The organism is Pantoea coffeiphila, assembly GCF_016909495.1.
GTDB lineage: Bacteria > Pseudomonadota > Gammaproteobacteria > Enterobacterales > Enterobacteriaceae > Erwinia > Erwinia coffeiphila.
Genome location: NZ_JAFBFW010000016.1, coordinates 1 through 25,439 on the forward strand (window position 1 = coordinate 1; position 25,439 = coordinate 25,439).

A 25,439-nucleotide genomic window follows, 5' to 3' on the forward strand; every position below is an offset into this window, starting at 1 on the left:
CTGCTGCGAGGTGGCGTATATTACGCTTTCCTCCTTCGGAGTCAACTTCTTTTTGAGAAGTTTTTTCCGGCGGTTCAGACAACTTTCTGAACCTCCTGAGTGGCTGACTCGTAAGCCGCTGTGCCGTCTCAGTGGTTGCGCATTATAGGGATCCCGTTTTAATGCACAAGTCTTTTTGCGATCTTTTTTCCCAACCGCCGAACTTTCACTCTTATCGATGATATAACAGGCATTTCGCACGTTTTTAAGCCTGTTTTTACCAAGAATTCTTGCCTGAGGATCCTTTCAAACACTAGGCTAACAGGATCATATCAACAGTGAGGCAGCTATGAGTCACAATGTACGTGCATATAAAGGAGTGAATCTGAAGTTGGGCAAGCGGGTAATGATCGATCCTACCAGTGTGATCATTGGCAATGTGGTGATCGATGACGATGTGGGGATCTGGCCTTTGGTGGTGATTCGCGGCGACGTTAATCAGGTCACCATCGGTAAACGTACAAATATTCAGGATGGTAGCGTTCTGCATCTGACACATAAGTCAGCAGCTAATCCAGATGGATATCCCCTCGTAATAGGTGAAGACGTTACCGTGGGGCATAAGGCTATGCTTCACGGCTGTACCATTGGCGATCGGGTTCTGGTCGGTATGGGGGCAATACTACTGGATGGTGTAGTCGTAGAGCATGATGTAATGATTGGTGCCGGCAGCCTGGTTTCACCCGGCAAACGCCTTGAAAGCGGTTATCTCTATTTAGGCAGCCCGGCAAAGAAAGCTCGACCGCTAACGGAAGCTGAAATTGCAGGGCTGCTCTATTCAGCAAATAACTATGTCACATGGAAAAACGACTATCTCGCTGAAGAGAGCCAAAGCCAGCCCTGATCGTTTTCCTGCTGCAGCTCTATCGCGTGGGTTGCTTCTTCTTCTATATCCCAGCGATTTTTGCGAAAAGCATCCAACGCGATGAATTCATCATGATAACGGCGAAGCAGTTCTTCGCCGTGAATCGCACAGACTAGCTGAAAGCCGTTAACCAGCGCGGTGAAGCAAACGGCCTGGATGCCCTCATCCCACCACTCACGTTCAGGAAACTGAATCGCCTGATTCACGCCTGCATCTCATGTTTTAGCTTATCGATAACAGGAGCGATCTCCGGCATAACGCCATGCCAAAGCATAAATGCATGAGCGGCCTGGCCCACCAGCATGCCTAACCCATCAGCAAGATCGGTTGCTCCCTGCTGCCGACACCATAAAAGAAACGGCGTATCGCCGATCTGATAAAACATGTCGTAGCAGCGAACCTGGCTATTTACCAGTACCGCAGGCAGGTCCGGTATACTGCCGGCCACTCCGCTGGAGGTTGCATTGATAATTAAATCAAATTGCGCATCATGAAGCTCATCTGCCGCCAGCGCTCGAACAGAACCATGATGCTGGAAGACCTGGACCAGCTCCTCTGCTTTAGCATGGGTACGGTTAACGATCGTGATACTGCAGTTGAAATTGAGCAGCGGCAGAATCGCCCCACGTGCAGCACCACCCGCGCCGATCAACAGAATCCTGTCGTTCTCTTTGATCAAGTTGAGCCGTTGCAGATCGCTTAGCAAACCAATACCGTCAGTGTTATCTCCCAGAATGCGACCGTCATCCAATTTTTTAAGAGTGTTCACCGCCCCGGCCAGCGCCGCGCGTTCCGTCAGTTCAGAGCAAAGCTCGTAAGCCTGTTGTTTAAAAGGCAATGTGACATTTGCACCACCACCACCCTGAGCAAAAAATTCATCCACCGCCTGCTTAAACCCTTCCAACGGAGCACAAAAGCGATCGTAAGGATGAGGAATTGCCGTTTGCTCGGCAAAGAGCTGATGAATACGGGGAGATTTACTGTGCTTAATTGGATTACCGAAAACAACAAAGGACGACATAGCATTCTTATCCCTGGCGAATTAATTCACCGGTCAATACATCGCGAATCTCTGAGGGATTGAGGCGCCCCCCCGTTTCCCCCCGCAATACCGGGAAATCAGCACCGAACTGTGCCAGGACTTCATCTGCATCGCGGCAAGGAGGTAATCCACTCAGGTTTGCACTGGTGGAAACCAGTGGCTTACCAAACTGGCTGCACAGCTGCACAACGTCCGGATGGTCACTAACGCGAACGGCCAGCGAATTAAAGCGACCGGTTAACCAACGCGGCGTCTCAGCCCGCGCAGGCAATACCCATGTTACCGGCCCTGGCCAACGGGAAAACATGCGCTCTTTCTGCTCTGCGCTAAGCTGTTCGTCAGCAATATAAGGAACGAGTTGCTCATATTCGGCAGCGATTAAAATCAGCCCTTTTTCCACAGGCCGACGTTTTAACGCCAGCAATGCCGTAACGGCCGATTCACTGTCGGGATCGCAGCCAAGGCCAAATACTGCTTCGGTGGGATAAGCAATGACCGCTGACAGCTGTAACTGTCTGATACATAGCTCAAGTGAGTCATGCTTTTGATTCATCTTCACAACCATTTCCTGCTGTTACGGGTTTGCCACAGGCTTTGCTGGCGCAAAAACGCTTAGCGCCTCTGGCGGTTTTCTTTTCAATAAGCAATGGGAACGCACAGAACTCGCAGATACCTTCTACAGGTGTGAAATTCACAGCAAACTGGCAGTCAGGATAACGATCGCAGGCATGGAATGTTTTGCCATACCGCGATCGACGTTGCACCAGCTTACCGTTGGCGCACTGCGGACAGGCGATCGTGGTTTCATCAGGCTTATCGATGATTTCGGTGTGTGCGCATTCAGGGTAGTCGCTGCAGGCGATAAACATACCATAGCGCCCCTGCCGCAGTGCAAGGCTGGCACCACATAGCGGGCAAAGTTGCCCATCAAGCACTTTTACTATGTGCCCGTCAGTCTGACTTTTCAGCGGACGAATATAATCGCATTCGGGATAATGTGAGCAGCCTAGAAAAGCGCCATGCTTCCCGGAGCGGATGACCAGTTCTGCCCCACATTCGGGGCAGGGTTCATTTTTTCGCACAGCGAAAAGCGCTGTTTTATTCATAACTTTTTGTACACGAAGGCAATCTTCAGTGCAGCATTCCTTCATTGACGTCGAAAAGTAGCTCTTCCATTTGCTGGTAGGCATTTTCACATCCGGGGATGTTAAACAGCACCATCAGCACCACCCATTTGAGATCGTCCAGATCAAACTCGAGGGTATCCAGAGCCATAATACGTTCGATAACCATTTCGCGGGTTTCCAGATTCAGTACCTGAATCTGTTCCAGGAACAGAATAAAACCACGACAGTTAGCATCTAAACGCTGACTCTCTTCCTCGGTGTAGATACGCATAGACAGCGGATCGGTAGTTAGCAGAATAGGAGCGACAAGGCCGTCCTGATAATCAGCTAACTTTTCCAACCAGTTCAACGCATTATAGATATCTTCACGATGAAAACCGGCATCGGTTAAATCATCAGTCAATTTATCCTGATCAACGCGCATTTCTGCTTCGTTGTGGATATACGTTTCAAATAAGTACATTAGTACGTCGAACATGGCTTGCCCTCCTCAATCGGACATAGCCGCCGGGTACAGCTGCGATCCACCCTGCTAACTCCAACTCAAGCAGCTTAGCTACGATGGCTGGCACAGGTTGGCCGGCACGTTCAGCGACGACGTCAACAGGTGTAACCTCATCTCCTACGTTAGCCAACACATCGGGAAATGGCAATGGAGGATTGCTGCTCTCTGCTGAATTGTTTGCAGCTGCTGGCAAATCGGGTATCCACGACAGGCCACTTTGCATTTGCTCAACTATATTATTGGGATGTGCAACCAGCATCGCCCCCTGCTGTATCAGCCAGTGGGTTCCCTCACTCCCGGGATTGCCCAATGCGCCGGGCAGCGCGTACACCTCTCTGTTCTGTTCCAGAGCCAGCCGTGCCGTTACCAGCGAACCGCTCTTTAGCGTTGCTTCAACCACCAATACGCCGTGACTTAACCCGCTGATTATTCGATTACGCCGTGGAAAATGGTGGGCCAGGGGAGCAACATGCAGCGGAAACTCAGAGACCAAAGCACCGCCACTGTCGATAATATCCTGTGCCAGTCCCTTATGCCGTCGGGGATAAATAGCCCCCAGCCCCCCTCCCAACACTGCCAGCGTTTTACCGTGTACTGCCAACGCAGCGCGATGTGCAATTCCATCGATTCCCAGCGCGAGGCCGCTGGTAATCGTTAAACCACTCAGTGCCAGTGCCTGACTAAACCAGGTGCCCCAGTCACGACCGTAATGAGAACAGTAACGACTCCCCACAACCGCCAGCTGTGGTGAAGATAGCAGTCTCGGATCGCCCGCAATAAAGAGCATCAGAGGAAAGTTATCGATAGTTTTTAATCGCTCAGGATAATAAGGACTGGATGGCGTAATAAAGTGATGCTGTGGCTCATTCAGCCAGATTTCACTTTGAACCAGGATTTTCTCGTCATACTGTTCAAATGCCAGTCGTTGCTCGCTGCGCAAACCAAGACCAGCCAGATCGGCAGACGTCGGACTGTTAAGTTGTAGTAAAGCGCCGAGCAGAGATTCCCGCTGCAAACTGGATAACCCGGAAACACCCGACAGCCTTAATGCACATTCCAATGGTGACATAATTCATCCCTGATATCGCCCCTTCCCCCTGAAGGTTACCTGCCAGGAATGCTGTCAATCACAGCGTGAAATGTCTACAATAAGAGGGATAAATATTTAATCCCTTGAACACGAATCTGGAAAGTTATGTCAGTCTTGCAGGTATTACATTTTCCTGACGAGCGCCTGCGCATCGTTGCGAAACCCGTGAAAGAAGTAAATGCCGATATTCAACGTATCGTTGATGATATGTTTGAAACCATGTATGCCGAAGAAGGCATCGGCCTGGCCGCCACTCAGGTAAATATTCATCAGCGCATCATCGTGATTGATGTGTCAGAAAATCGCGATGAGCGCCTGGTGCTGATTAACCCTGAACTGCTGGAAGAAAGCGGCGAAACCGGTATTGAAGAGGGTTGCCTGTCGATTCCGGAACAACGCGCTTTGGTCCCTCGTTCGGAAAAAGTAAAAATTCGAGCGCTCGACCGTGATGGCAAAAGTTTTGAGCTTGAAGCTGACGATCTGCTGGCGATCTGTATCCAACATGAAATGGATCATCTGGTTGGAAAACTGTTTATCGATTACCTGTCGCCAATGAAACGTCAGCGTATTCGCCAGAAACTGGAAAAGCTTTATCGCCAGAATGCCCGTGACTGAGCGTCTTGATTGACTGAAGGGAATAACGTGTCCGAATCATTAAAGATCATTTTTGCCGGCACCCCTGACTTTGCAGCGCGTCATCTTGACGCGCTGCTGTCATCAGGGCACCAGATTGTTGGCGTGTTTACCCAGCCCGACCGCCCGGCCGGACGCGGTAATAAACTGACCGCCAGCCCGGTTAAACAGCTGGCTGAGCAGCACAACATTCCGGTATTTCAGCCAAAATCCTTACGTCCGCTAGAAAATCAGCAGTTGGTCGCTCAGCTGGAAGCCGATGTGATGGTCGTTGTTGCCTACGGACTGATCCTGCCTGAGGCGGTGCTGGGAATGCCTCGCCTGGGCTGCATCAACGTTCACGGTTCTCTGCTGCCACGCTGGCGTGGCGCTGCACCGATCCAACGTTCACTCTGGGCGGGCGATGCAGATACCGGCGTGACAATTATGCAAATGGATGTCGGACTGGATACCGGAGATATGCTTTATAAGCTGTCCTGCCCTATTGAAGCCAGCGACACCAGCGCCACACTTTATGACAAGCTTGCAGACCTTGGCCCTGCCGGTATGCTGACGACATTGACGCAGCTTGCCGAAGGTAGCGCCACACCGGAAGTGCAGAATGAAGAACTGGTCAGCTATGCAGAAAAGCTGAGTAAAGAAGAGGCCCGCCTCGACTGGTCGCTTTCCGCCGCACAGCTGGAACGCTGCATTCGTGCTTTCAATCCGTGGCCGGTTAGCTACTTCATCATTGATGAGCAGCCGGTAAAAGTATGGAAAGCCTCCGTACTCCCTGCGGTGAATAACCGCCAGCCGGGTGAAATCCTGCAGGCTGATAAACTGGGTATTCAGGTTGTCACTGCAGACGGCGTGCTCAATATCGAAGAGCTACAGCCAGCGGGCAAAAAAGCGATGAAAGCACAGGATCTGCTCAACTCCCGCCGTGAATGGTTCATTCCGGGCAACATTATTGCCTGATAATCTGCCCGGGACTCAACCCGGGCAGTCGTTTCAATTGCGAACCCACTATGAAAAAAAATACAAACTTACGTTGCGTTGCCGCGCAGACTATCGAAAAGGTTGTCGAACAGGGGCAGTCGCTCAGTAATGTGTTACCTGCCGCACAGAAATCGGTCGGAGAAAAGGACGCTGCCCTACTGCAGGAATTGTGCTATGGCGTTCTTCGTACGCTGCCGCAGCTGGAGTGGATTGTCAGCAAGTTAATGTCCCGACCTATGACGGGAAAACAGCGCGCGATCCATTTTCTGATCATGGTTGGTCTCTACCAGCTGATGTTCACCCGCATTCCTGCTCATGCAGCTCTGGCGGAAACGGTAGATGGCGCTATCGCCTTAAAACGTCCACAGCTGAAAGGGCTGATTAACGGCGTACTTCGTACATTCCAGCGTCAGCAGGAAGAGCTGATGCAGCAAATGAACCAGGGTGACCAGCAATATCTGCACCCTAAATGGCTGCTGACGCGCCTCAAGCAGGCCTGGCCAACGCAGTGGCAACAGATTGTTGATGCCAATAATCAACGCCCACCGATGTGGCTGCGCGTTAACCGCCAGCATCACAGCCGCGATGCCTGGCTTAATCTGCTGACAGAAAGCGGGAAAACAGCATTTCCGCATCCACAACACATCGATGCGCTGCGCCTGGAAACACCCTGCGCGGTAGGCCAATTACCTGGCTTTGACCAGGGCTGGGTAACCGTCCAGGATGCGTCAGCTCAGGGCTGCGTTGCTCTACTCGATCCACAAAACGGCGAGAAGATCCTCGATCTTTGCGCAGCACCCGGCGGTAAAACAACTCATATTCTGGAAGCCGCTCCGCAGGCTGATGTGATGGCTATTGACGTTGATGCCCAGCGTCTGGCTAGAATTAGCGAGAATTTGCAACGCCTGGGGATGAAAGCAGAGGTTAAACTCGGCGATGGTCGTACCCCGGCAGAATGGTGTGGCCAGACGCAGTTTGATCGTATCCTGCTTGATGCTCCCTGCTCTGCTACCGGTGTCATTCGTCGTCATCCGGATATCAAGTGGCTGCGCCGCGATCGCGACATTGCCGAACTTGCGGCACTGCAACAGCAAATCCTTGAAGCGATCTGGCCCCATCTGAAATCAGGCGGTACGCTGCTATATGCGACCTGTTCGGTACTTCCGGAAGAAAACCATTTGCAAGTAAGCCAGTTCCTGAAGAGCCATGCTGATGCCCGACTGGTTGATACAGGTAATATGGCCCAGCCGGGAATTCAGGTCTTTCCTCAAGCAGAGGGCGGTGATGGGTTCTACTACGCGAAGTTAATAAAAGCATAACCCCCATGGCGCTGCACCGGTGGCGCCACTAACCGAACAACAATAAGAAAGACTGAAGCAATATGAAAATCATCATTCTTGGCGCTGGACAGGTTGGCGGCACGCTCGCAGAAAACCTGGTCGGTGAAAACAACGATATTACCGTGGTCGATACCGACCCTCTCCGGCTGCGTCAGCTCCAGGATAAGTTTGACCTGCGCGTTGTGCAGGGCCACGGCTCTCATCCTCGCGTATTAAGGGAGGCCGGGGCTGAAGATGCAGATATGCTGGTTGCCGTGACCAACTCTGATGAAACCAATATGGTTGCCTGCCAGGTCGCTTATTCCCTGTTTAACACGCCCAATCGCATCGCGCGTATCCGCGCACCGGACTATATTCGCGATGCTGATAAGCTGTTTATCCCCGAAGCCGTGCCGATCGATCATTTGATCTCACCGGAACAGCTGGTCATCGATAATATTTATCGACTGATCGAATATCCTGGAGCCCTGCAGGTGGTGAATTTTGCCGAGGGAAAAGTCAGTCTGGCAGTAGTCAAAGCCTATTACGGTGGACCGCTGGTCGGTAATGCGCTTTCCGTGATGCGGGAGCATATGCCACACATCGACACCCGAGTTGCCGCGATTTTTCGCCAGGATCGCCCTATACGCCCACAGGGATCAACGATTATTGAAGCCGGCGATGAGGTCTTCTTTATTGCAGCGAGCCAGCATATTCGTGCAGTAATGAGCGAGTATCAGCGTCTGGAAAAGCCCTATAAACGCATTATGATCGTCGGCGGCGGCAATATTGGTTTTGGTCTGGCGCAGCGGCTTGAGAAGAACTACAGCGTAAAACTTATTGAACGCGATCAGCAGCGCGCAGCGGAACTGGCTGAGCATCTGCAAAATACCATCGTATTTTACGGTGATGCTTCGGATCAGGAACTGCTCGCTGAAGAACATGTTGATCAAATCGATCTGTTTATTGCCATCACCAATGATGACGAAGCTAACATCATGTCGGCCATGCTGGCTAAACGCATGGGGGCTAAAAAAGCCATGGTGCTGATCCAGCGGCGCGCCTACGTCGATCTGGTCCAGGGTAGCGTAATTGATATCGCCATTTCACCTCAACAGGCAACCATTTCGGCACTGTTGGGCCACGTACGTAAAGCGGACATCGTTGGCGTTTCGTCGTTACGTCGCGGCGTGGCGGAAGCAATTGAAGCCATCGCCCACGGCGAGGAGACTACATCCAAAGTAGTTGGTCGCCTGATTGATGATATCAAACTGCCACCGGGTACAATTATCGGTGCTGTTGTACGTGGTAACGACGTGATGATTGCCAATGATAATTTGCGTATTGAGCAGGGCGATCATGTGATTATGTTCCTGACCGATAAGAAATTTGTTCCTGACGTTGAGCGTCTGTTCCAGCCGAGTCCTTTCTTCCTGTAACTCATCCGGCAATGCATGTGCATTGCCGGTCTTTTTACTACACTAATCAATGATCTTTATTCGATCTCATCGTGGAAAAACGGCGATGGTTTGTTAGACTTTACAACCTGGCACAGGAAAGGAGATAACAATGAGTTTATTCAAAGAGTTTCGCGATTTCGCGATGCGTGGCAATGTCGTTGACCTCGCCGTCGGTGTTATCATCGGTGCCGCGTTTGGTAAGATTGTGTCCTCTCTCGTCGCAAACATCATCATGCCACCTTTGGGCCTGCTGATTGGCGGCGTTGATTTCAAGCAGTTTAGCTGGGTACTGAAAGCGGCCGACGGTACTGCACCAGCCGTTGTAATGGAATACGGTGTATTTCTTCAAACCATTTTTGATTTTGTCATCGTTGCCTTTGCTATCTTTATGGCAATTAAGATTATGAACAAAATGTATCAGAAGAAAGAAGTGGAAAAACCGGCGCCTAAGCCTTCCGCAGAAGAGACGCTGCTGACCGAGATCCGCGATCTGCTGAAAGCGCAGAACAATAAAACGCTGTAAGCGTAATCAGATAGAAAAAACCGTCGGATTCGACGGTTTTTTTATGCCTGTAAAGTGGAAGACCAGTGGTAAATGTTTGATATCGCATTTACCACTGGCCTCCCAGTTACCTTTTTTGCCGTGTTTTTCTTTGCGGCGATAACTTCCTTTACCTTTAACGTTGACTTCAATTCGCGGTTTAAATAACGGGTCGCTGAGTAAAGCTTCGAGTGCGTTATCACGAATAACGCCTTTCCTGTGCTGATAATTTGCCACGGTAAACTCCTGTTGATAGATTTCGGTGATGAATATAGGCCTCGCCGAAGCAGAATTCAATCACCCGTTTTAGCTAAAGGTGTCATTGCACCCTTTTCAAGCGCTTCCAGGATCGAACAGTACACGCTGCTGTGAGCAGTGCCGCAGCAGGCATCGTTTAAACGCTTTAGTGAACGCTGCATGTGCTGCAATTCGGCGATCATCGCTTCAACTTCCGTCAGCCGTTTCTGAACAATGGTCTTCGATTCCTGGCAGGTGTGGTGCTCTGGATCAACGCGTATCGAAAGCAATTCACGGATAGCTTCAAGCGTGAAGCCCAGCTGCCGCCCGTAGCGAATAAATCTGAGCCGCTGCAGATCATTATCGCTATACAAGCGAAACCCACCTTCCGTACGGACCTCGTGATCCATCATCTGCTGCTTTTCATAAAAACGAATGGTATCCGGTGTTACATCTGCAAGTTTGGCCAGCTGTCCGATACGATACATTACTTATCCTCGCTGAAATGCTGTTTAATCTTTAAGCTATACCCACCGTGTAGAAAATCCGTGCTCATCCCGGCCTGCCTCAGCCGTAACTCGAGTAGATGTAATCGGTTCGCATGAAGTTCATAACACTCATCCTGTGGATCGATACCGTGCAGCAATTGTTCAAGTTCGATAGCCTCTCGACGCATCTCCAGCTCGGGTGGCAGGTAGCCAGAGTTTTTTAGCAGTCGATATCCTGCGCGTAACTCTTTAGGAACGTGACGATCATCATCCAGCAGTAATGGTTGACCAGCTCCGGGTAGATTATCAAGTTCGCCCTCTCGCAGGGCTGCGAGAATATGCTGTTCAGCAAGTTGATCGAGTAATGACACTGATGCACCTCCATTGGCAGGAAGGCCTACAGCATAGCGCAACTGGCAGGGAAATGATGAACGAAGGGAAATTCAGATATAAAAAAACCCGCCGAAGCGGGTTTTTTCATTTGCAGCTACAGATTACTCTGCAGCAGCTTCTGCTTGAGCTTCTGGACGATCAACCAGCTCGATGTAAGCCATCGGAGCGTTGTCACCAGCGCGGAAGCCACACTTCAGAATGCGAGTGTAACCACCGGCACGGCTCGCGAAACGCGGGCCCAGCTCGTTAAACAGTTTTGCCACGATCTCGTTATCACGAGTACGGGCGAATGCCAGACGACGATTAGCTACGCTGTCGGTCTTGGCAAGAGTAATCAGCGGCTCAACTACGCGACGCAGCTCTTTCGCTTTTGGCAGGGTCGTCTTGATGATCTCATGACGAACCAAAGAGCCAGCCATATTGCGGAACATAGCCTGACGATGGCTGCTGTTGCGGTTCAGTTGACGACCACTCTTACGATGGCGCATGACCTTATCCTTCTCAGTGAAACCTTAACCTGTGATCGGGTTATTCATCAGCGATGCTAGCTGGCGGCCAGTTTTCCAGGCGCATGCCCAGTGACAGACCACGAGAAGCCAGCACGTCTTTAATCTCAGTAAGAGATTTTTTACCAAGGTTAGGCGTCTTAAGAAGCTCAACCTCGGTACGCTGTACCAGATCACCGATGTAGTGGATAGCTTCTGCCTTAAGGCAGTTAGCAGAGCGGACAGTCAATTCCAGATCGTCAACAGGGCGCAGCAGGATCGGATCGAATTCTGGTTTCTCTTCTTTAACTTCTGGCTGACGAACATCACGTAAGTCAACGAAAGCTTCAAGTTGTTCTGCCAGGATGGTAGCCGCACGGCGGATCGCTTCTTCAGGATCGATAGTGCCGTTGGTTTCCATTTCGATGACCAGCTTGTCCAGGTCGGTACGCTGTTCTACACGCGCAGCTTCAACATTGTAGGCAATACGGTCTACAGGGCTGTAGCAGGCGTCGACCAACAGACGACCGATCGGGCGCTCATCTTCTTCCGAATGAATTCGGGCAGAAGCCGGCACATAACCACGACCACGCTGAACTTTGATACGCATGCTAATAGCTGCGTTTTCATCGGTCAGGTGACAGATCACGTGCTGCGGCTTGACGATTTCGACATCACCATCATGGGTGATATCGGCTGCAGTCACAGGGCCAATGCCAGATTTATTCAGAGTAAGAATAACTTCATCTTTGCCCTGAACTCTTACCGCCAAACCTTTCAGGTTGAGCAGGATTTCCAGGATATCTTCCTGTACGCCCTCTTTGGTGCTGTACTCGTGCAGTACACCATCAATTTCAACCTCGGTCACCGCGCAACCCGGCATTGATGAAAGCAGAATACGGCGCAGTGCGTTACCAAGAGTATGGCCAAAGCCACGCTCTAAAGGCTCAAGGGTCACCTTGGCGTGCGTCGAACTCACTTGCTCGATATCTACCAGGCGCGGTTTTAGAAACTCTGTCACAGAACCCTGCATTGTGTCCTCTCTTTGGTACTAAGCCTTACTTGGAGTAAAGCTCGACGATCAGGTGTTCGTTAATGTCCGCAGACAGATCGGTACGTTCAGGAGTACGCTTGAACACACCTTCCATCTTAGTCGCATCAACTTCCAGCCAGGTTGGCTTTTCACGCTGTTCAGCCAGCTCCAGAGCGGCTTTCACGCGAGACTGCTTTTTGGCTTTCTCACGGATGCTAACAACGTCATTCGGAGATACCTGATAAGAAGCGATGCTAACAACGCGGCCGTTTACCATGATAGATTTGTGGCTAACCAGCTGACGTGCTTCTGCACGAGTGGCACCAAAGCCCATACGATAAACTACGTTATCCAGACGACCTTCCAGCAGAGCTAACAGGTTTTCACCGGTGTTGCCTTTCAGACGTGCTGCTTCTTTATAATAGTTACGGAACTGACGCTCCAGCACGCCGTAGATACGACGAACTTTCTGCTTTTCACGTAACTGTACACCATAGTCAGACAGACGTGGCTTACGCGCACCGTGCTGACCAGGAGCTTGTTCAATCTTACACTTGGTATCAATCGCGCGAACGCCAGACTTAAGGAACAGGTCTGTGCCTTCACGACGGCTCAGCTTGAGCTTAGGACCCAAATATCTTGCCATTTTCTTTCTCCAACATTCCTAAAAAACGGGGCGTTATACGCGACGTTTTTTCGGCGGACGACAACCGTTGTGAGGGATCGGAGTCACATCAGTAATATTAGTGATGCGGAAACCAGCAGCGTTCAGGGCACGAATAGTTGATTCGCGGCCTGGACCAGGACCCTTAACCATAACTTCCAGGTTCTTAATACCGTACTCTTTCACGGCGTCTGCGCAACGTTCTGCAGCTACCTGAGCAGCGAACGGCGTAGATTTACGAGAACCACGGAAACCGGAACCACCGGCTGTTGCCCAACCCAGCGCATTACCCTGACGATCGGTAATAGTTACGATGGTGTTGTTAAAAGACGCATGGACATGAGCCACGCCGTCAGAGACTTGCTTTCTTACACGCTTACGTGCACGAACTGGTGCCTTTGCCATTATTCAATCACCCCGATTATTTCTTGATCGGTTTACGCGGACCCTTACGGGTACGTGCGTTGGTCTTAGTACGCTGACCGCGCACTGGGAGACCACGACGATGACGCAAACCACGATAGCAACCAAGGTCCATCAGACGCTTGATGCTCAGGGTGACTTCACGACGCAGATCGCCTTCAACAACAAATTTAGCAACTGCATCACGCAGAATGTCGATTTGTTCTTCAGACAGTTCACTGATCTTAACATTTTCAGCAATACCCGTGTCTGCACAGATTTTCTGTGAGCGGGTCTTACCGATACCGAAGATAGCAGTTAATGCGATAACGGTATGTTTATGATCAGGAATGTTAATGCCTGCTATACGGGCCACTATGCACTCCTATTAATTAACTTATGCGTCCCATGCCGAAAAGCCCGTTTTCAGGATACTCAAATGGAAACGCACAGACATACAAAAGATTGGCTGGCTAATCTAGCCAGCTCAACCCAACTTTGCAAGAAAAATATGCGATTAAATCAGCCTTGGCGCTGTTTATGCTTTGGCTCGGCACTGCAAATCACACGTACAACACCGTCGCGACGGATGATTTTGCAGTTACGACATAATTTCTTGACGGAAGCACGAACTTTCATTTTTACTCTCCGTAACTTCTCAAGCGCCTGAATTAACGGCCATAGCCTTTCAGGTTTGCTTTCTTCAATGCAGACTCATACTGACTTGACATCATCAAAGTTTGCACTTGAGCCATAAAGTCCATGATGACAACGACTACGATCAGCAGTGATGTACCGCCGAAGTAGAATGGAACTTTCATCGCATCACGCATGAACTCCGGGATCAGGCAGATAAAGGTAATATACAACGCACCGATTAAGGTAAGGCGTGTCATCACTTTATCGATATACTTCGCCGTCTGTTCTCCCGGACGAATACCTGGTACAAATGCACCAGACTTCTTCAGGTTATCTGCTGTTTCACGCGGGTTGAAAACCAACGCCGTGTAGAAGAAACAGAAGAAGATGATTGCAGTCGCATAGAGTAACACATAAAGCGGTTGACCTGGCTGTAAATACATCGAAATAGTAGTCAGCCAGTTCCAGCCCGTGCCGCCCCCGAACCATGACGCGATGGTTGCCGGGAACAGAATGATACTGGATGCAAATATAGCAGGGATTACACCGGCCATATTCACTTTCAACGGTAAATGCGTGCTCTGCGCAGCATAGACACGACGGCCTTGCTGACGTTTCGCATAGTTCACCACAATGCGGCGTTGACCACGCTCAACGAAAACAACGAAGAAGGTCACTGCAAATACGAGAACTGCAACCAACAGCAACAGGAGGAAGTGCAGGTCGCCTTGCCGCGCTTGCTCGATGGTATGGCCAATGGCCGGCGGAAGACCCGCAACAATACCAGCAAAGATAATGATCGAGATACCGTTACCGATACCTCGTTCAGTAATTTGCTCGCCCAACCACATCAGGAACATTGTCCCGGTGACCAGGCTGACAACAGCGGTAAAGTAGAAAGCAAAACCTGGATTTAATACCAGGCCCTGCATTCCAGGCATGTTCGGTAAACCGGTAGCAATACCGATAGACTGGAAAATACCTAATACCAGTGTGCCGTAACGGGTGTACTGACTAATCTTACGACGGCCAGCCTCCCCTTCTTTCTTGATTTCTGCTAACGCTGGATGAACCACCGTCAGCAGCTGGATAATAATAGAGGCCGAAATATACGGCATAATACCCAGGGCAAAGATAGAAGCACGGCTCAGAGCACCACCAGAGAACATGTTGAACATTTCAATGATGGTGCCACGCTGTTGCTCAAGCAGTTTGGCAAGTACAGTGGCATCGATACCAGGGATTGGAATAAAAGAGCCAATTCGGAAGACAATCAGCGCACCAATTACAAACAGAAGTCTGCGTTTTAGTTCGCCAAAACCACCCTTGGCACTTTGAAAATCTAATCCCGGTTGCTTAGCCATCTGCTACTTATTCCTCAATTTTACCGCCAGCAGCTTCGATTGCAGCACGAGCGCCTTTAGTGACACGCAGGCCGCGAATCGTTACCGGTGCAGAAACTTCGCCAGACAGGATCACTTTCGCGAACTCAATCTGAATACCGATAATGTTAGCCGCTTTCAGCGTGTTCAGGTCGACGATACCGCCTTCAACTTTCGCCAGGTCAGACAGACGAACTTCTGCAGTGACCATTGCTTTGCGAGAGGTGAAACCGAATTTCGGCAGACGACGGTACAGAGGCATCTGGCCGCCTTCAAAACCACGACGTACGCCACCACCAGAACGTGAGTTCTGACCTTTGTGACCACGACCGCCGGTTTTACCGAGACCAGAACCAATACCACGACCTAAACGTTTAGGAGCGTGCTTAGACCCTTCGGCCGGAGACAGAGTATTTAAACGCATCTGTTACTCCTCCACTTTAACCATGTAGGAAATCGCGTTAACCATACCGCGTACAGCTGGCGTGTCTTCACGCTCTACGGTGTGGTTAATACGACGCAGACCCAGGCCAAGCAGCGTTGCCTTGTGTTTTGGCAAACGACCGATCGAACTGCGGGTTTGAGTAATTTTAATAGTCTTAGCCATGGTCATTACCCCAGAATGTCTTCAACGGATTTGCCACGTTTCGCAGCAACCATTTCTGGAGAATTCATATTGGCCAGGCCATCCAGAGTTGCACGAACCACGTTAATCGGGTTGGTGGAACCGTAGGCTTTAGCCAGTACGTTATGAACCCCAGCGACTTCCAGGACGGCGCGCATTGCACCACCGGCGATGATACCGGTACCTTCAGAAGCCGGCTGCATGAACACGCGAGAACCTGTGTGCACGCCTTTAACAGGGTGCTGCAGGGTGCCGTTGTTCAGCGCAACGTTAATCATATTGCGACGAGCTTTTTCCATCGCTTTCTGGATCGCTGCTGGAACTTCACGCGCTTTACCGTAACCAAAACCAATGCGTCCGTTACCATCACCAACAACAGTCAGAGCTGTGAAGGAGAAAATACGACCACCTTTAACGGTTTTAGATACGCGATTTACCGCGATCAGCTTTTCCTGCAGTTCGCCAGCTTGTTTTTCGATGTGTGCCATCTTACACCTCTACCTTAGAACTGTAGGCCAGCTTCACGGGCAGCATCTGCCAGTGCCTGGACACGACCATGATATTGGAAACCAGAACGGTCGAAAGAAACACCAGTGATGCCTTTTTCGATTGCGCGTTCCGCAACTGCTTTACCTACAGCAGCAGCAGCGTCTTTGTTTCCAGTGTACTTCAGTTGCTCACTGATAGCTTTTTCTACTGTAGAAGCAGCCACCAGGACTTCAGAACCGTTAGGTGCGATTACCTGTGCGTAAATATGACGCGGGGTACGATGTACCACCAGGCGAGTAGCACCCAGCTCTTTGAGCTTGCGACGTGCGCGGGTCGCACGACGGATACGAGCAGATTTCTTATCCATAGTGTTACCTTACTTCTTCTTAGCCTCTTTGGTACGCACGACTTCGTCGGCGTAACGAACACCCTTGCCTTTGTAAGGCTCAGGACGACGGTAGGCGCGCAGATCCGCTGCAACCTGACCAATCAGCTGCTTATCAGCGCCTTTCAGCACGATTTCAGTCTGAGTTGGACATTCAGCAGTGATTCCCGCTGGCAGCTCATGGTCAACAGGGTGAGAGAAGCCCAGGGCTAAGCTCACAGAGTTGCCTTTAACGGCTGCACGATAACCTACACCAACCAGCTGCAGCTTCTTAGTGAAGCCTTCGGTAACACCGATAACCATGCCGTTCAGCAGCGCACGAGAAGTACCAGCCTGTGCCCAACCATCCACAAAGCCTTCGCGTGGAGCGAAAGTCAGTGCATTGTCAGCATGCTTAACTTCTACAGCGTTGTTGAGCGTACGAGTCAGCTCGCCGTTTTTACCTTTAATCGAAATTACCTGACCGTCGAGTTTTACCTCTACGCCGGCAGGAATTGCGACTGGTGCTTTAGCAACACGAGACATTTATTCCTCCGATTAAGCTACGTAGCAGATAATTTCGCCGCCAAGACCAGCCTGGCGTGCGGCACGATCGGTCATAACACCTTTAGAGGTAGAAACAACAGCGATACCCAGTCCTGCCATAACTTTTGGCAGCTCGTCTTTGCGCTTATAAATACGCAGACCTGGACGTGAAACACGCTGAATGCTTTCTACAACAGCCTTGCCCTGGAAGTACTTAAGAGTCAGTTCCAGTTCTGGCTTGATGTCGCCTTCGATTTTAAATTCTTCAATATAACCTTCTTCCTTCAGCACGTTGGCAATTGCCACTTTCAGCTTGGAGGAAGGCATGGTGACCGCAACTTTGTTCGCGGCTTGACCGTTACGGATACGGGTCAGCATATCCGCGATCGGATCTTGCATGCTCATCTGTCTTTACTCCCGTGATTCTATTGGTAATTACCAGCTAGCCTTTTTCAAGCCAGGTACTTCACCGCGCATGGCGGCTTCACGCAACTTGATACGGCTCAACCCGAACTTGCCCACATAACCATGTGGACGGCCAGTTTGACGGCAGCGCTTACGCTGACGAGACGGGCTGGAATCACGCGGCAGAGTTTGCAGCTTGAGAACAGCATTCCAACGATCTTCGTCGGATGAGTTCACACTTGAAATGATAGCTTTCAGTTCCTCGCGCTTGGCGCGGTACTTGTCAGCCAGTTTCACGCGAACGACTTCGCGTGCTTTCATTGATTGCTTAGCCATCAGTAACCCTGCCTTACTTGCGGAACGGGAAGTTAAAAGCAGCCAACAGTGCGCGGCCTTCATCATCAGATTTCGCAGTAGTGGTAATGGTAATATCCAAACCACGAACGCGGTCGACTTTGTCATAGTCGATCTCTGGGAAGATGATCTGCTCGCGAACACCCATGCTGTAGTTACCGCGGCCATCGAATGACTTAGCGGACAAGCCACGGAAGTCACGGATACGTGGTACAGCAATAGAAATCAGGCGCTCAAAGAACTCCCACATGCGTTCACCACGCAGAGTCACTTTACAGCCGATCGGATAGCCCTGGCGGATTTTGAAGCCTGCAACTGATTTGCGTGCTTTGGTGATAAACGGCTTTTGACCGGAGATTGCTGCCAGATCGGCTGCTGCGTTATCCAGCAGTTTCTTGTCAGCGATCGCTTCACCAACACCCATGTTCAGGGTGATCTTCTCGACCCGAGGGACTTGCATGACAGAATTGTAGTTGAACTCAGTCATGAGTTTATTAACTACTTCGTCTTTGTAGTAATCATGCAGTTTCGCCATCGTACTACTCCAAATTACTTGATAGTTTCGCTGTTAGACTTGAAGAAACGGACTTTTTTGCCGTCTTCGAATCTAAAGCCTACACGGTCAGCCTTGCCGGTTGCCGAGTTGAACAGTGCAACGTTGGAAACCTGAATAGCGGCTTCTTTTTCAACGATGCCACCTGGCTGATTCAGAGCCGGTACAGGCTTCTGATGTTTTTTAACCAGGTTGATACCTTCAACAATGAGCTTGCCAGAAGACAGAACATTTTTAACTTTACCGCGCTTACCTTTATCTTTGCCGGTCAGCACGATAACTTCGTCATCGCGACGGATTTTAGCTGCCATTTTTCGCTCCTTAGAGTACTTCTGGTGCCAGAGAGATAATTTTCATGAACTTTTCAGTACGAAGTTCACGAGTTACCGGCCCAAAAATACGCGTTCCGATTGGCTGCTCAGTGTTATTGTTTAAAATAACGCATGCATTACCATCGAAGCGAATGACAGAACCGTCCGGGCGACGAACACCCTTCCTGGTGCGCACCACTACCGCCTTCAGCACATCACCCTTCTTAACCTTACCGCGAGGAATTGCTTCCTTGATGGTAATTTTGATGATGTCGCCAACGCCTGCGTAGCGACGGTGCGAGCCACCCAGAACCTTGATACACATTACGCGACGTGCACCGGAGTTGTCGGCGACGGTCAGCATAGTCTGTTCTTGGATCATTTTAGTGCTCCGCTAATGTCAACTACTACTTCGGGACCTGATTCAGGTCGTTTAAAAGCCCCATAATTGAGGGCGCAGCATTATAACACCGCATCTCGCATATGGGTAGAAAAAATAACCGACTCAAATCGAGTCGTTATTTGGACCCCTGGAAAGAGGAACGCGACATTCTAAGGAATTGTTCATCCGGTAGCAATCGCAATCTGTACAATACGCCAGCTTATTTCAACTCAGCGCGGCAGATTGGCCTCAAAACTGATGCATTTGCCCCGCAAGCCATTGAACTAAGGTAGATATGGCCAATTTTACCCGAATCCCGCCCCCCGTATTCTGGCACTGATATTTTCCCGTACCTCAAATCGATGGTAAGTCACGACAGGATTCGCCGCAGTCATACAGCAACGTGCCGGCAGAAGCCCCCTCACTATGGCGATGAAAACCTCTGGACGGTCCTTCTGAGGAGGGAAGATAAACACTGATGGCTTCTTGAGGTTATGTCTCTGACCATCAGCATCAGGAGTCAGTTCATTCCCTCCCCCGACTTTGCCCGGATCGAATACAAGTTTGCTGTCCATCTGATGAATCTTCCTTCTCAGGGAAGCAACATCACCGAAGTAAAACGTTGAAATTTTTAGAGGAGTAAACAAGAAGGGAATTAAGTGAATAGCAGAAAATAAAAAACCCCCGACAAGCGGGGGTTTTTACAGAGATAGACGTTCTTATTACAGAACAGCTTTCTCTACAACGCGAACCAGAGTCCATGACTTAGTCTTGGACAGTGGACGGCATTCGCGGATTTCAACCACGTCGCCGATACCACATTCGTTGTTCTCGTCGTGTACGTGCAGTTTGGTCGTACGCTTGATGAATTTCCCGTAAATTGGGTGCTTCACAACACGTTCGATAGCAACAACGATGGATTTCTCCATTTTGTCACTAGTCACACGACCTTGCAGAGTACGGATTTTATCGGTCATTACGCACCCGCCTTCTCAGTCAGTAAAGTCTTAACGCGTGCAACATCACGACGCACATTCTTCAGCAGATGAGTCTGCTGCAGTTGGCCGGATGCTGCCTGCATGCGCAGGTTGAACTGCTCACGCAGCAGGTTAAGCAGCTCAGTGTTAAGCTCTTCAACGCTTTTTTCACGCAGCTCTGTTGCTTTCATTACATCACCGTCTTAGTTACAAAGGTGGTTTTGATAGGCAGTTTTGCTGCTGCCAGCTTGAATGCTTCACGGGCCAGCTCTTCCGGAACACCGTCCATTTCATACAGGACTTTACCTGGCTGGATCAAGGCAACCCAATACTCCACGTTACCTTTACCTTTACCCATACGCACTTCCAGCGGCTTCTCAGTAATTGGTTTGTCCGGGAATACACGGATCCAAATTTTACCTTGACGCTTAACTGCACGGGTCATAGCACGACGTGCTGCTTCGATCTGACGGGCAGTCAGACGACCACGGCCAACAGCTTTCAGACCGAAAGTACCGAAGCTAACATCCGTACCCTGCGCCAGACCACGGTTGCGGCCTTTGTGCACTTTACGGAATTTCGTACGCTTTGGTTGTAACATCAGCGACTCTCCTTACTTACGGCCTTTACGCTGCTGCTTTTTAGGTTGAGCAGCCGGTTCCGGTTGTTCAACAGCAGCCATACCACCCAGGATCTCACCTTTGAAGATCCATACCTTAACGCCGATTACACCATAAGTGGTGTGGGCTTCAGAGGTGTTGTAGTCAATGTCTGCACGCAGAGTGTGCAGTGGCACGCGGCCTTCACGGTACCATTCGGTACGCGCGATTTCTGCACCGCCAAGACGGCCACTAACTTCAACTTTAATCCCTTTAGCGCCCAGACGCATTGCGTTCTGTACAGCACGCTTCATAGCACGACGGAACATCACACGACGCTCCAGCTGTGAAGTGATGCTGTCAGCAACCAATTTAGCGTCCAGTTCCGGTTTACGGACTTCGGCGATATTGATCTGTGCAGGAACGCCAGCGATATCCGCTACGACCTTGCGCAGTTTTTCTACATCTTCACCTTTCTTACCGATGACGATGCCAGGGCGAGCGGTGTGAATAGTCACACGGATGCTCTTAGCTGGACGCTCGATAACGATACGAGAGACGGATGCTTTTGACAGTTCCTTGGTCAGGAACTGACGAACTTTAAAGTCGCTGTCCAGGTTGTCAGCGAATTCTTTGGTATTTGCGAACCAGGTAGAGTTCCAGGGTTTAACAATACCCAGGCGAATACCATTAGGATGTACTTTCTGACCCATTGCTAGTCTCCAGAGTCTCAGCGATCGGACACAACCACAGTAATGTGGCTGGTGCGCTTCAGGATGCGATCTGCACGACCTTTCGCACGCGGCATAATGCGCTTCATGCTTGGGCCTTCGTCTACGAAGATTTTCGTGACTTTCAGATCATCAATGTCAGCGCCATCGTTGTGTTCGGCGTTAGCAATGGCAGATTCCAGAACTTTCTTGACCAGTACAGCCGCTTTCTTATTGGTGTAGGTCAAAATGTCCAGAGCCTGCGACACTTTCTTACCGCGTACAAGATCTGCTACCAGGCGAACCTTCTGAGCAGAAGAACGAGCGTGGCGATGTTTAGCGATAGTTTCCATCTCTTCCTCCTGTTAGCGTTTCTTAGCTTTCTTATCAGCTGCGTGACCGCGATAAGTACGAGTCGGTGCAAATTCACCCAGTTTGTGACCGACCATTTCGTCGGAAACAAAGACAGGAACGTGCTGACGACCATTATGGACAGCGATGGTCAAACCGATCATGTTAGGGAAGATCGTTGAACGACGGGACCAGGTGCGCAGTGGCTTCTTGTCTCCGCTTTCCAAAGCTTTCTCTACCTTCTTCAGCAAGTGCAGGTCAATAAAAGGACCTTTCTTGAGAGAACGTGGCATGGCTTATCCTCTAAAATTATTTGCTACGGCGACGTACGATAAATTTATCAGTACGCTTGTTGCTACGGGTCTTCTTACCTTTGGTCTGAACGCCCCACGGGGTTACCGGGTGCTTACCAAAGTTACGACCTTCACCACCACCGTGCGGGTGATCAACTGGGTTCATCGCGGTACCACGAACGGTCGGACGAACACCACGCCAACGGGTTGCACCGGCTTTACCCAGAACGCGAAGCATGTGCTCCGAGTTACCGACTTCGCCCAGGGTCGCGCGGCAGTCAGCTTCGACTTTACGCATTTCACCAGAACGCAGACGCAGGGTAACGTAAGAACCATCACGCGCAACGATCTGCACGTAAGTACCAGCAGAGCGAGCAATCTGACCGCCTTTACCTGGTTTCATTTCTACGTTATGCACGGTAGAACCAACTGGGATGTTACGCATCGGCAGTGTGTTACCTGCTTTGATCGCAGCATCAACGCCAGACTGAATCTGGTCGCCAGCTTTCAGGCCTTTAGGGGCCAGGATGTAACGGCGCTCGCCGTCTTTGTACAGAACCAGCGCGATGTTCGCGGAGCGGTTCGGATCGTACTCAAGACGTTCAACGGTCGCTGGGATACCATCTTTGTTGCGTTTGAAGTCAACAATACGGTAAGCCTGCTTGTGACCACCACCGATATGACGGGTAGTGATGCGACCATTGTTGTTACGGCCACCGGATTTGCTGTTTTTTTCTACCAGCGGGGCAAATGGTTTGCCCTTGTGCAGCTCCGCGTTCACCACTTTAACTACATGGCGACGACCCGGAGATGTCGGTTTACATTTAACAACTGCCATTGTTCTTCTCCTCCGACTTACTCAGCGCCGCCGACGAAGTCCAGATTCTGGCCTTCTTTCAGGGTGACGTAAGCTTTTTTCCAGTCGTTACGACGACCAATACGCTGTCCAGAACGTTTAACTTTCCCTTTAACTACCAGGGTGTTAACGACTTCGACTTCAACTTCGAAAAGTTTCTGCACAGCGGCTTTGATTTCTGCTTTGGTCGCGTCTTTAGCAACTTTGAGAACGATGGTGTTTGTTTTTTCCATCGCAGCAGATGCTTTTTCAGATACGTGCGGCGCGCGCAGTACTTTCAGCAGACGTTCTTCACGGATCATGCCAGCATCTCCTCAACTTGCTTAACTGCATCAGCAGTCATAACGACTTTGTCGAAGGCGATCAGGCTAACTGGGTCGATACCCGCTGCATCACGTACGTCAACCTTGTACAGGTTACGTGCGGCCAGGAACAGGTTCTCTTCCAGTTCGCCAGTGATGATCAGCACATCTTCCAGAGCCATGTCTTTCAGTTTCTCTACCAGCAGCTTAGTTTTAGGCGCTTCCAGAGAGAACTGCTCGACAACGATCAGACGTTCCTGACGTACCAGCTCGGACAGAATGCTTTTCAGCGCGCCGCGGTACATCTTTTTGTTAACTTTTTGACTGTGGTCCTGAGGCTTCGCAGCGAAGGTCACACCACCTGAACGCCAGATCGGGCTCTTTACAGAACCTGAACGCGCACGGCCGGTACCTTTCTGGCGCCACGGCTTTTTGCCGGAACCAGTTACTTCAGCACGAGTCTTCTGAGCACGAGTACCTTGACGGGCACCTGCTGCATAAGCAACAACAACCTGATGTACCAGCGCTTCGTTGAAATCACGACCGAAGGTAGTTTCGGAAACAGTCAGCGCGCTTTGCGCGTCTTTCAGTACTAATTCCATTGCTATCCCCTTACGCCTTCACAGCTGGTTTAACGATCAGGTCGCTACCGGTAGCACCGGGAACTGCACCTTTAACCAGCAGCAGGTTGCGCTCAGCGTCAACACGCACTACGTCCAGGCTCTGAACGGTTACACGTTCGTTACCCAGCTGGCCTGCCATTTTCTTGCCTTTGAACACTTTGCCCGGAGTCTGGTTCTGACCGATAGAACCCGGTACGCGGTGAGACAAGGAGTTACCGTGAGTAGCATCCTGAGTACGGAAGTTCCAGCGCTTAACAGTACCGGCAAAACCTTTACCTTTAGATGTTCCAGTCACGTCAACTTTTTTCACGTCAGCGAAAATGTCAACATTAATGCTCTGACCTACGGTGAACTCTGCGCCTTCTTCAGTGCGGAATTCCCACAGACCACGGCCAGCTTCAACGCCAGCTTTAGCAAAGTGACCTGCTTCCGGCTTAGTTACACGGTTAGCTTTTTTAGCACCGGTAGTTACCTGGATAGCAGTGTAACCGTCGTTTTCCAGGCCTTTGACCTGAGTAACGCGGTTTGCTTCAATTTCGATCACGGTTACAGGGATAGAAACGCCATCTTCTGTGAAGATACGGGTCATACCCACTTTTTTACCGACTAAACCAATCATTGTTTCAACCTCTCAATCGCTCAATGACCTGATTAACCCAGGCTGATCTGCACGTCAACACCTGCAGCCAGATCCAGACGCATCAGAGCATCAACCGTTTTTTCGGTTGGCTCAACGATGTCAACCAGACGCTTGTGAGTGCGAATCTCGTACTGATCGCGCGCATCTTTGTTGACGTGCGGAGAGATCAGAACGGTAAAGCGCTCTTTGCGGGTCGGCAGCGGGATAGGACCACGAACCTGCGCACCAGTGCGCTTGGCAGTCTCTACGATTTCCGCAGTTGATTGATCGATCAGACGATGATCAAACGCTTTAAGACGGATACGGATTCTTTGGTTCTGCATGAGACCAGAGCTCCAATTATTTATAAACGAAAAGAATTACTACTCGCATCCATTACGATTGATGGAGGAGTGTAATCGTTGAGCACATAACCCGCATATCGCGAGTATTGTTAGCTGGCATTTTCACACCGGCTGGCGACTCATATTGAATCGCGCCTGGCCATATTGGCAGGCCCGCGTATTATACGTACATCTGGAGGCAAAGCAACCATTATACGAACGCGATTATCAGGAATACTCAATTTTGGCAAAAAAAAAGAGCGCCGAAGCGCTCTCTTTTCTGCTCTGGCAGAGCGAACTCCGCCAGACAAGTATCACAATTAAGCGATAACTTTAGCAACAACACCAGCACCAACGGTACGGCCGCCTTCGCGAATTGCGAAACGCAGACCGTCGTCCATTGCGATTGGTTTG

44 protein-coding genes are annotated in these 25,439 nt (G+C 50.4%); 6 read left to right on the forward strand and 38 right to left on the reverse strand.

All coding sequences use genetic code 11. From position 1 onward, the window contains the following. The first annotated feature begins 328 nt into the window (after positions 1 to 328). Positions 329 to 883, forward strand: a complete 555-nt coding sequence (locus JOE09_RS25540) for a gamma carbonic anhydrase family protein (RefSeq protein WP_205067813.1) — start codon at positions 329 to 331, stop codon at positions 881 to 883. On the opposite strand, the gene JOE09_RS25545 is transcribed toward JOE09_RS25540, so the two are convergent. From JOE09_RS25545 to dprA, 6 genes are read right to left on the reverse strand one after another with little or no spacing between them, the layout of a single operon-like run. Then, the gene (locus tag JOE09_RS25545) at positions 850 to 1,110 is read right to left on the reverse strand and encodes a DUF1488 family protein (RefSeq protein WP_205067814.1); all 261 of its coding nucleotides are present in this window, start codon (positions 1,108 to 1,110) and stop codon (positions 850 to 852) included. The two genes, JOE09_RS25540 and JOE09_RS25545, sit on opposite strands and share 34 nt — an antisense overlap. Then, positions 1,107 to 1,925, reverse strand: coding sequence for a shikimate dehydrogenase (gene aroE, locus JOE09_RS25550; RefSeq protein ID WP_205067815.1), 819 nt, complete (start codon positions 1,923 to 1,925; stop codon positions 1,107 to 1,109). Before aroE ends, JOE09_RS25545 begins: the two co-directional genes overlap by 4 nt. 7 nt (positions 1,926 to 1,932) lie before the next feature. Beyond that, complete coding sequence (gene tsaC, locus JOE09_RS25555) at positions 1,933 to 2,499, reverse strand: L-threonylcarbamoyladenylate synthase type 1 TsaC (RefSeq protein ID WP_205067821.1); 567 nt, start codon at positions 2,497 to 2,499, stop codon at positions 1,933 to 1,935. Then, positions 2,483 to 3,052 carry a DNA topoisomerase family protein gene (locus tag JOE09_RS25560; RefSeq protein WP_200546775.1) on the reverse strand — a complete coding sequence of 190 codons (570 nt, stop codon included), beginning with the start codon at positions 3,050 to 3,052 and terminating at the stop codon, positions 2,483 to 2,485. Before JOE09_RS25560 ends, tsaC begins: the two co-directional genes overlap by 17 nt. A gap of 25 nt (positions 3,053 to 3,077) precedes the next feature. Further along, positions 3,078 to 3,551 carry a DUF494 family protein Smg gene (gene smg, locus JOE09_RS25565; protein WP_105595750.1) on the reverse strand — a complete coding sequence of 158 codons (474 nt, stop codon included), beginning with the start codon at positions 3,549 to 3,551 and terminating at the stop codon, positions 3,078 to 3,080. Continuing rightward, on the reverse strand, positions 3,523 to 4,647 hold the full coding sequence (dprA, locus tag JOE09_RS25570; protein ID WP_205067816.1) for a DNA-protecting protein DprA: 1,125 nt from the start codon (positions 4,645 to 4,647) through the stop codon (positions 3,523 to 3,525). The genes smg and dprA overlap by 29 nt, the downstream gene beginning before the upstream one ends. A gap of 126 nt (positions 4,648 to 4,773) precedes the next feature. Here dprA and def point away from each other — a divergent pair, with 126 nt between their 5' ends. From def to mscL, 5 genes are all read left to right on the forward strand, one after another. Continuing rightward, positions 4,774 to 5,283 carry a peptide deformylase gene (gene def, locus JOE09_RS25575; RefSeq protein ID WP_105595752.1) on the forward strand — a complete coding sequence of 170 codons (510 nt, stop codon included), beginning with the start codon at positions 4,774 to 4,776 and terminating at the stop codon, positions 5,281 to 5,283. 27 nt (positions 5,284 to 5,310) lie between these two features. Then, positions 5,311 to 6,258: a methionyl-tRNA formyltransferase gene (fmt, locus tag JOE09_RS25580; RefSeq protein ID WP_200546704.1), complete on the forward strand. Its 948-nt coding sequence runs from the start codon at positions 5,311 to 5,313 to the stop codon at positions 6,256 to 6,258. 50 nt (positions 6,259 to 6,308) lie between these two features. After that, complete coding sequence (rsmB, locus tag JOE09_RS25585; RefSeq protein WP_205067817.1) at positions 6,309 to 7,598, forward strand: 16S rRNA (cytosine(967)-C(5))-methyltransferase RsmB; 1,290 nt, start codon at positions 6,309 to 6,311, stop codon at positions 7,596 to 7,598. A gap of 62 nt (positions 7,599 to 7,660) precedes the next feature. Beyond that, positions 7,661 to 9,037 (forward strand): Trk system potassium transporter TrkA, encoded by a 1,377-nt coding sequence (gene trkA / locus JOE09_RS25590; protein ID WP_105595755.1) that lies wholly within the window; start codon positions 7,661 to 7,663, stop codon positions 9,035 to 9,037. 130 nt (positions 9,038 to 9,167) lie between these two features. Further along, positions 9,168 to 9,581 carry a large-conductance mechanosensitive channel protein MscL gene (gene mscL, locus JOE09_RS25595; protein ID WP_200560870.1) on the forward strand — a complete coding sequence of 138 codons (414 nt, stop codon included), beginning with the start codon at positions 9,168 to 9,170 and terminating at the stop codon, positions 9,579 to 9,581. 6 nt (positions 9,582 to 9,587) lie between these two features. On the opposite strand, the gene JOE09_RS25600 is transcribed toward mscL, so the two are convergent. The 32 genes from JOE09_RS25600 to JOE09_RS25755 form a co-directional block, all read right to left on the reverse strand. Then, entirely contained in the window at positions 9,588 to 9,836 is a 249-nt protein-coding gene (locus JOE09_RS25600; protein WP_205067818.1) for an alternative ribosome rescue factor ArfA, read from the reverse strand. 56 nt (positions 9,837 to 9,892) lie between these two features. Next, positions 9,893 to 10,324 (reverse strand): Zn(2+)-responsive transcriptional regulator, encoded by a 432-nt coding sequence (gene zntR, locus JOE09_RS25605; RefSeq protein WP_205067819.1) that lies wholly within the window; start codon positions 10,322 to 10,324, stop codon positions 9,893 to 9,895. Next, complete coding sequence (locus JOE09_RS25610) at positions 10,324 to 10,695, reverse strand: DnaJ family domain-containing protein (RefSeq protein WP_205067820.1); 372 nt, start codon at positions 10,693 to 10,695, stop codon at positions 10,324 to 10,326. The genes zntR and JOE09_RS25610 overlap by 1 nt, the downstream gene beginning before the upstream one ends. Before the next feature lie 123 nt (positions 10,696 to 10,818). Beyond that, on the reverse strand, positions 10,819 to 11,205 hold the full coding sequence (gene rplQ / locus JOE09_RS25615) for a 50S ribosomal protein L17 (protein ID WP_003850180.1): 387 nt from the start codon (positions 11,203 to 11,205) through the stop codon (positions 10,819 to 10,821). 40 nt (positions 11,206 to 11,245) lie between these two features. Continuing rightward, positions 11,246 to 12,235: a DNA-directed RNA polymerase subunit alpha gene (locus JOE09_RS25620; protein WP_003850179.1), complete on the reverse strand. Its 990-nt coding sequence runs from the start codon at positions 12,233 to 12,235 to the stop codon at positions 11,246 to 11,248. Positions 12,236 to 12,260: 25 nt separating this feature from the next. Continuing rightward, entirely contained in the window at positions 12,261 to 12,881 is a 621-nt protein-coding gene (gene rpsD / locus JOE09_RS25625) for a 30S ribosomal protein S4 (RefSeq protein WP_105595760.1), read from the reverse strand. 33 nt (positions 12,882 to 12,914) lie between these two features. Continuing rightward, positions 12,915 to 13,304 (reverse strand): 30S ribosomal protein S11, encoded by a 390-nt coding sequence (gene rpsK, locus JOE09_RS25630; RefSeq protein ID WP_034899652.1) that lies wholly within the window; start codon positions 13,302 to 13,304, stop codon positions 12,915 to 12,917. A 16-nt stretch (positions 13,305 to 13,320) separates the two neighbouring features. Continuing rightward, positions 13,321 to 13,677, reverse strand: coding sequence for a 30S ribosomal protein S13 (gene rpsM / locus JOE09_RS25635; protein WP_105595761.1), 357 nt, complete (start codon positions 13,675 to 13,677; stop codon positions 13,321 to 13,323). Between the two features lie 146 nt (positions 13,678 to 13,823). Further along, positions 13,824 to 13,940 (reverse strand): 50S ribosomal protein L36, encoded by a 117-nt coding sequence (gene rpmJ / locus JOE09_RS25640; protein ID WP_004160566.1) that lies wholly within the window; start codon positions 13,938 to 13,940, stop codon positions 13,824 to 13,826. A gap of 32 nt (positions 13,941 to 13,972) precedes the next feature. Continuing rightward, a complete protein-coding gene (gene secY / locus JOE09_RS25645; protein WP_105595762.1) occupies positions 13,973 to 15,304 on the reverse strand; it encodes a preprotein translocase subunit SecY in 1,332 nt (443 codons plus the stop codon). 7 nt (positions 15,305 to 15,311) lie between these two features. Beyond that, positions 15,312 to 15,746: a 50S ribosomal protein L15 gene (rplO, locus tag JOE09_RS25650; protein ID WP_105595763.1), complete on the reverse strand. Its 435-nt coding sequence runs from the start codon at positions 15,744 to 15,746 to the stop codon at positions 15,312 to 15,314. Positions 15,747 to 15,749: 3 nt separating this feature from the next. After that, positions 15,750 to 15,929: a 50S ribosomal protein L30 gene (gene rpmD / locus JOE09_RS25655; RefSeq protein ID WP_004160569.1), complete on the reverse strand. Its 180-nt coding sequence runs from the start codon at positions 15,927 to 15,929 to the stop codon at positions 15,750 to 15,752. Positions 15,930 to 15,934: 5 nt separating this feature from the next. Further along, the gene (gene rpsE / locus JOE09_RS25660; protein WP_004160571.1) at positions 15,935 to 16,435 is read right to left on the reverse strand and encodes a 30S ribosomal protein S5; all 501 of its coding nucleotides are present in this window, start codon (positions 16,433 to 16,435) and stop codon (positions 15,935 to 15,937) included. A 14-nt stretch (positions 16,436 to 16,449) separates the two neighbouring features. Next, positions 16,450 to 16,803, reverse strand: coding sequence for a 50S ribosomal protein L18 (gene rplR, locus JOE09_RS25665; protein WP_004160572.1), 354 nt, complete (start codon positions 16,801 to 16,803; stop codon positions 16,450 to 16,452). Between the two features lie 9 nt (positions 16,804 to 16,812). Continuing rightward, positions 16,813 to 17,346, reverse strand: a complete 534-nt coding sequence (rplF, locus tag JOE09_RS25670) for a 50S ribosomal protein L6 (protein WP_123337947.1) — start codon at positions 17,344 to 17,346, stop codon at positions 16,813 to 16,815. 12 nt (positions 17,347 to 17,358) lie between these two features. Then, complete coding sequence (rpsH, locus tag JOE09_RS25675; RefSeq protein WP_105595765.1) at positions 17,359 to 17,751, reverse strand: 30S ribosomal protein S8; 393 nt, start codon at positions 17,749 to 17,751, stop codon at positions 17,359 to 17,361. 30 nt (positions 17,752 to 17,781) lie between these two features. Further along, complete coding sequence (rpsN, locus tag JOE09_RS25680) at positions 17,782 to 18,087, reverse strand: 30S ribosomal protein S14 (protein ID WP_004160578.1); 306 nt, start codon at positions 18,085 to 18,087, stop codon at positions 17,782 to 17,784. Between the two features lie 13 nt (positions 18,088 to 18,100). After that, positions 18,101 to 18,640: a 50S ribosomal protein L5 gene (gene rplE, locus JOE09_RS25685; protein WP_105595766.1), complete on the reverse strand. Its 540-nt coding sequence runs from the start codon at positions 18,638 to 18,640 to the stop codon at positions 18,101 to 18,103. Between the two features lie 14 nt (positions 18,641 to 18,654). Next, positions 18,655 to 18,969, reverse strand: a complete 315-nt coding sequence (rplX, locus tag JOE09_RS25690; protein WP_105595767.1) for a 50S ribosomal protein L24 — start codon at positions 18,967 to 18,969, stop codon at positions 18,655 to 18,657. Positions 18,970 to 18,979: 10 nt separating this feature from the next. Then, positions 18,980 to 19,351, reverse strand: a complete 372-nt coding sequence (gene rplN / locus JOE09_RS25695; protein WP_048917633.1) for a 50S ribosomal protein L14 — start codon at positions 19,349 to 19,351, stop codon at positions 18,980 to 18,982. Between the two features lie 722 nt (positions 19,352 to 20,073). Beyond that, positions 20,074 to 20,328 carry a 30S ribosomal protein S17 gene (rpsQ, locus tag JOE09_RS25700; RefSeq protein WP_123337943.1) on the reverse strand — a complete coding sequence of 85 codons (255 nt, stop codon included), beginning with the start codon at positions 20,326 to 20,328 and terminating at the stop codon, positions 20,074 to 20,076. Continuing rightward, on the reverse strand, positions 20,328 to 20,519 hold the full coding sequence (rpmC, locus tag JOE09_RS25705) for a 50S ribosomal protein L29 (RefSeq protein WP_024966580.1): 192 nt from the start codon (positions 20,517 to 20,519) through the stop codon (positions 20,328 to 20,330). Before rpmC ends, rpsQ begins: the two co-directional genes overlap by 1 nt. Then, entirely contained in the window at positions 20,519 to 20,929 is a 411-nt protein-coding gene (gene rplP / locus JOE09_RS25710; RefSeq protein ID WP_002438716.1) for a 50S ribosomal protein L16, read from the reverse strand. Before rplP ends, rpmC begins: the two co-directional genes overlap by 1 nt. 12 nt (positions 20,930 to 20,941) lie before the next feature. Next, positions 20,942 to 21,640 (reverse strand): 30S ribosomal protein S3, encoded by a 699-nt coding sequence (rpsC, locus tag JOE09_RS25715; RefSeq protein WP_045854067.1) that lies wholly within the window; start codon positions 21,638 to 21,640, stop codon positions 20,942 to 20,944. 17 nt (positions 21,641 to 21,657) lie between these two features. Beyond that, entirely contained in the window at positions 21,658 to 21,990 is a 333-nt protein-coding gene (rplV, locus tag JOE09_RS25720; protein WP_000447532.1) for a 50S ribosomal protein L22, read from the reverse strand. Positions 21,991 to 22,002: 12 nt separating this feature from the next. Further along, positions 22,003 to 22,281, reverse strand: a complete 279-nt coding sequence (gene rpsS, locus JOE09_RS25725) for a 30S ribosomal protein S19 (protein ID WP_004160590.1) — start codon at positions 22,279 to 22,281, stop codon at positions 22,003 to 22,005. A 16-nt stretch (positions 22,282 to 22,297) separates the two neighbouring features. Beyond that, complete coding sequence (rplB, locus tag JOE09_RS25730) at positions 22,298 to 23,119, reverse strand: 50S ribosomal protein L2 (RefSeq protein WP_105595769.1); 822 nt, start codon at positions 23,117 to 23,119, stop codon at positions 22,298 to 22,300. 17 nt (positions 23,120 to 23,136) lie between these two features. Beyond that, positions 23,137 to 23,439, reverse strand: a complete 303-nt coding sequence (gene rplW, locus JOE09_RS25735) for a 50S ribosomal protein L23 (protein ID WP_105595770.1) — start codon at positions 23,437 to 23,439, stop codon at positions 23,137 to 23,139. Continuing rightward, complete coding sequence (gene rplD, locus JOE09_RS25740) at positions 23,436 to 24,041, reverse strand: 50S ribosomal protein L4 (RefSeq protein ID WP_105595771.1); 606 nt, start codon at positions 24,039 to 24,041, stop codon at positions 23,436 to 23,438. Before rplD ends, rplW begins: the two co-directional genes overlap by 4 nt. A 10-nt stretch (positions 24,042 to 24,051) precedes the next feature. Next, entirely contained in the window at positions 24,052 to 24,681 is a 630-nt protein-coding gene (gene rplC, locus JOE09_RS25745) for a 50S ribosomal protein L3 (RefSeq protein ID WP_105595772.1), read from the reverse strand. A 32-nt stretch (positions 24,682 to 24,713) separates the two neighbouring features. Continuing rightward, entirely contained in the window at positions 24,714 to 25,025 is a 312-nt protein-coding gene (rpsJ, locus tag JOE09_RS25750) for a 30S ribosomal protein S10 (protein WP_001181005.1), read from the reverse strand. 320 nt (positions 25,026 to 25,345) lie between these two features. Beyond that, the coding region (locus tag JOE09_RS25755) for an EF-Tu C-terminal domain-related protein (RefSeq protein WP_476703945.1) at positions 25,346 to 25,439 on the reverse strand (94 nt) is incomplete at its 5' end.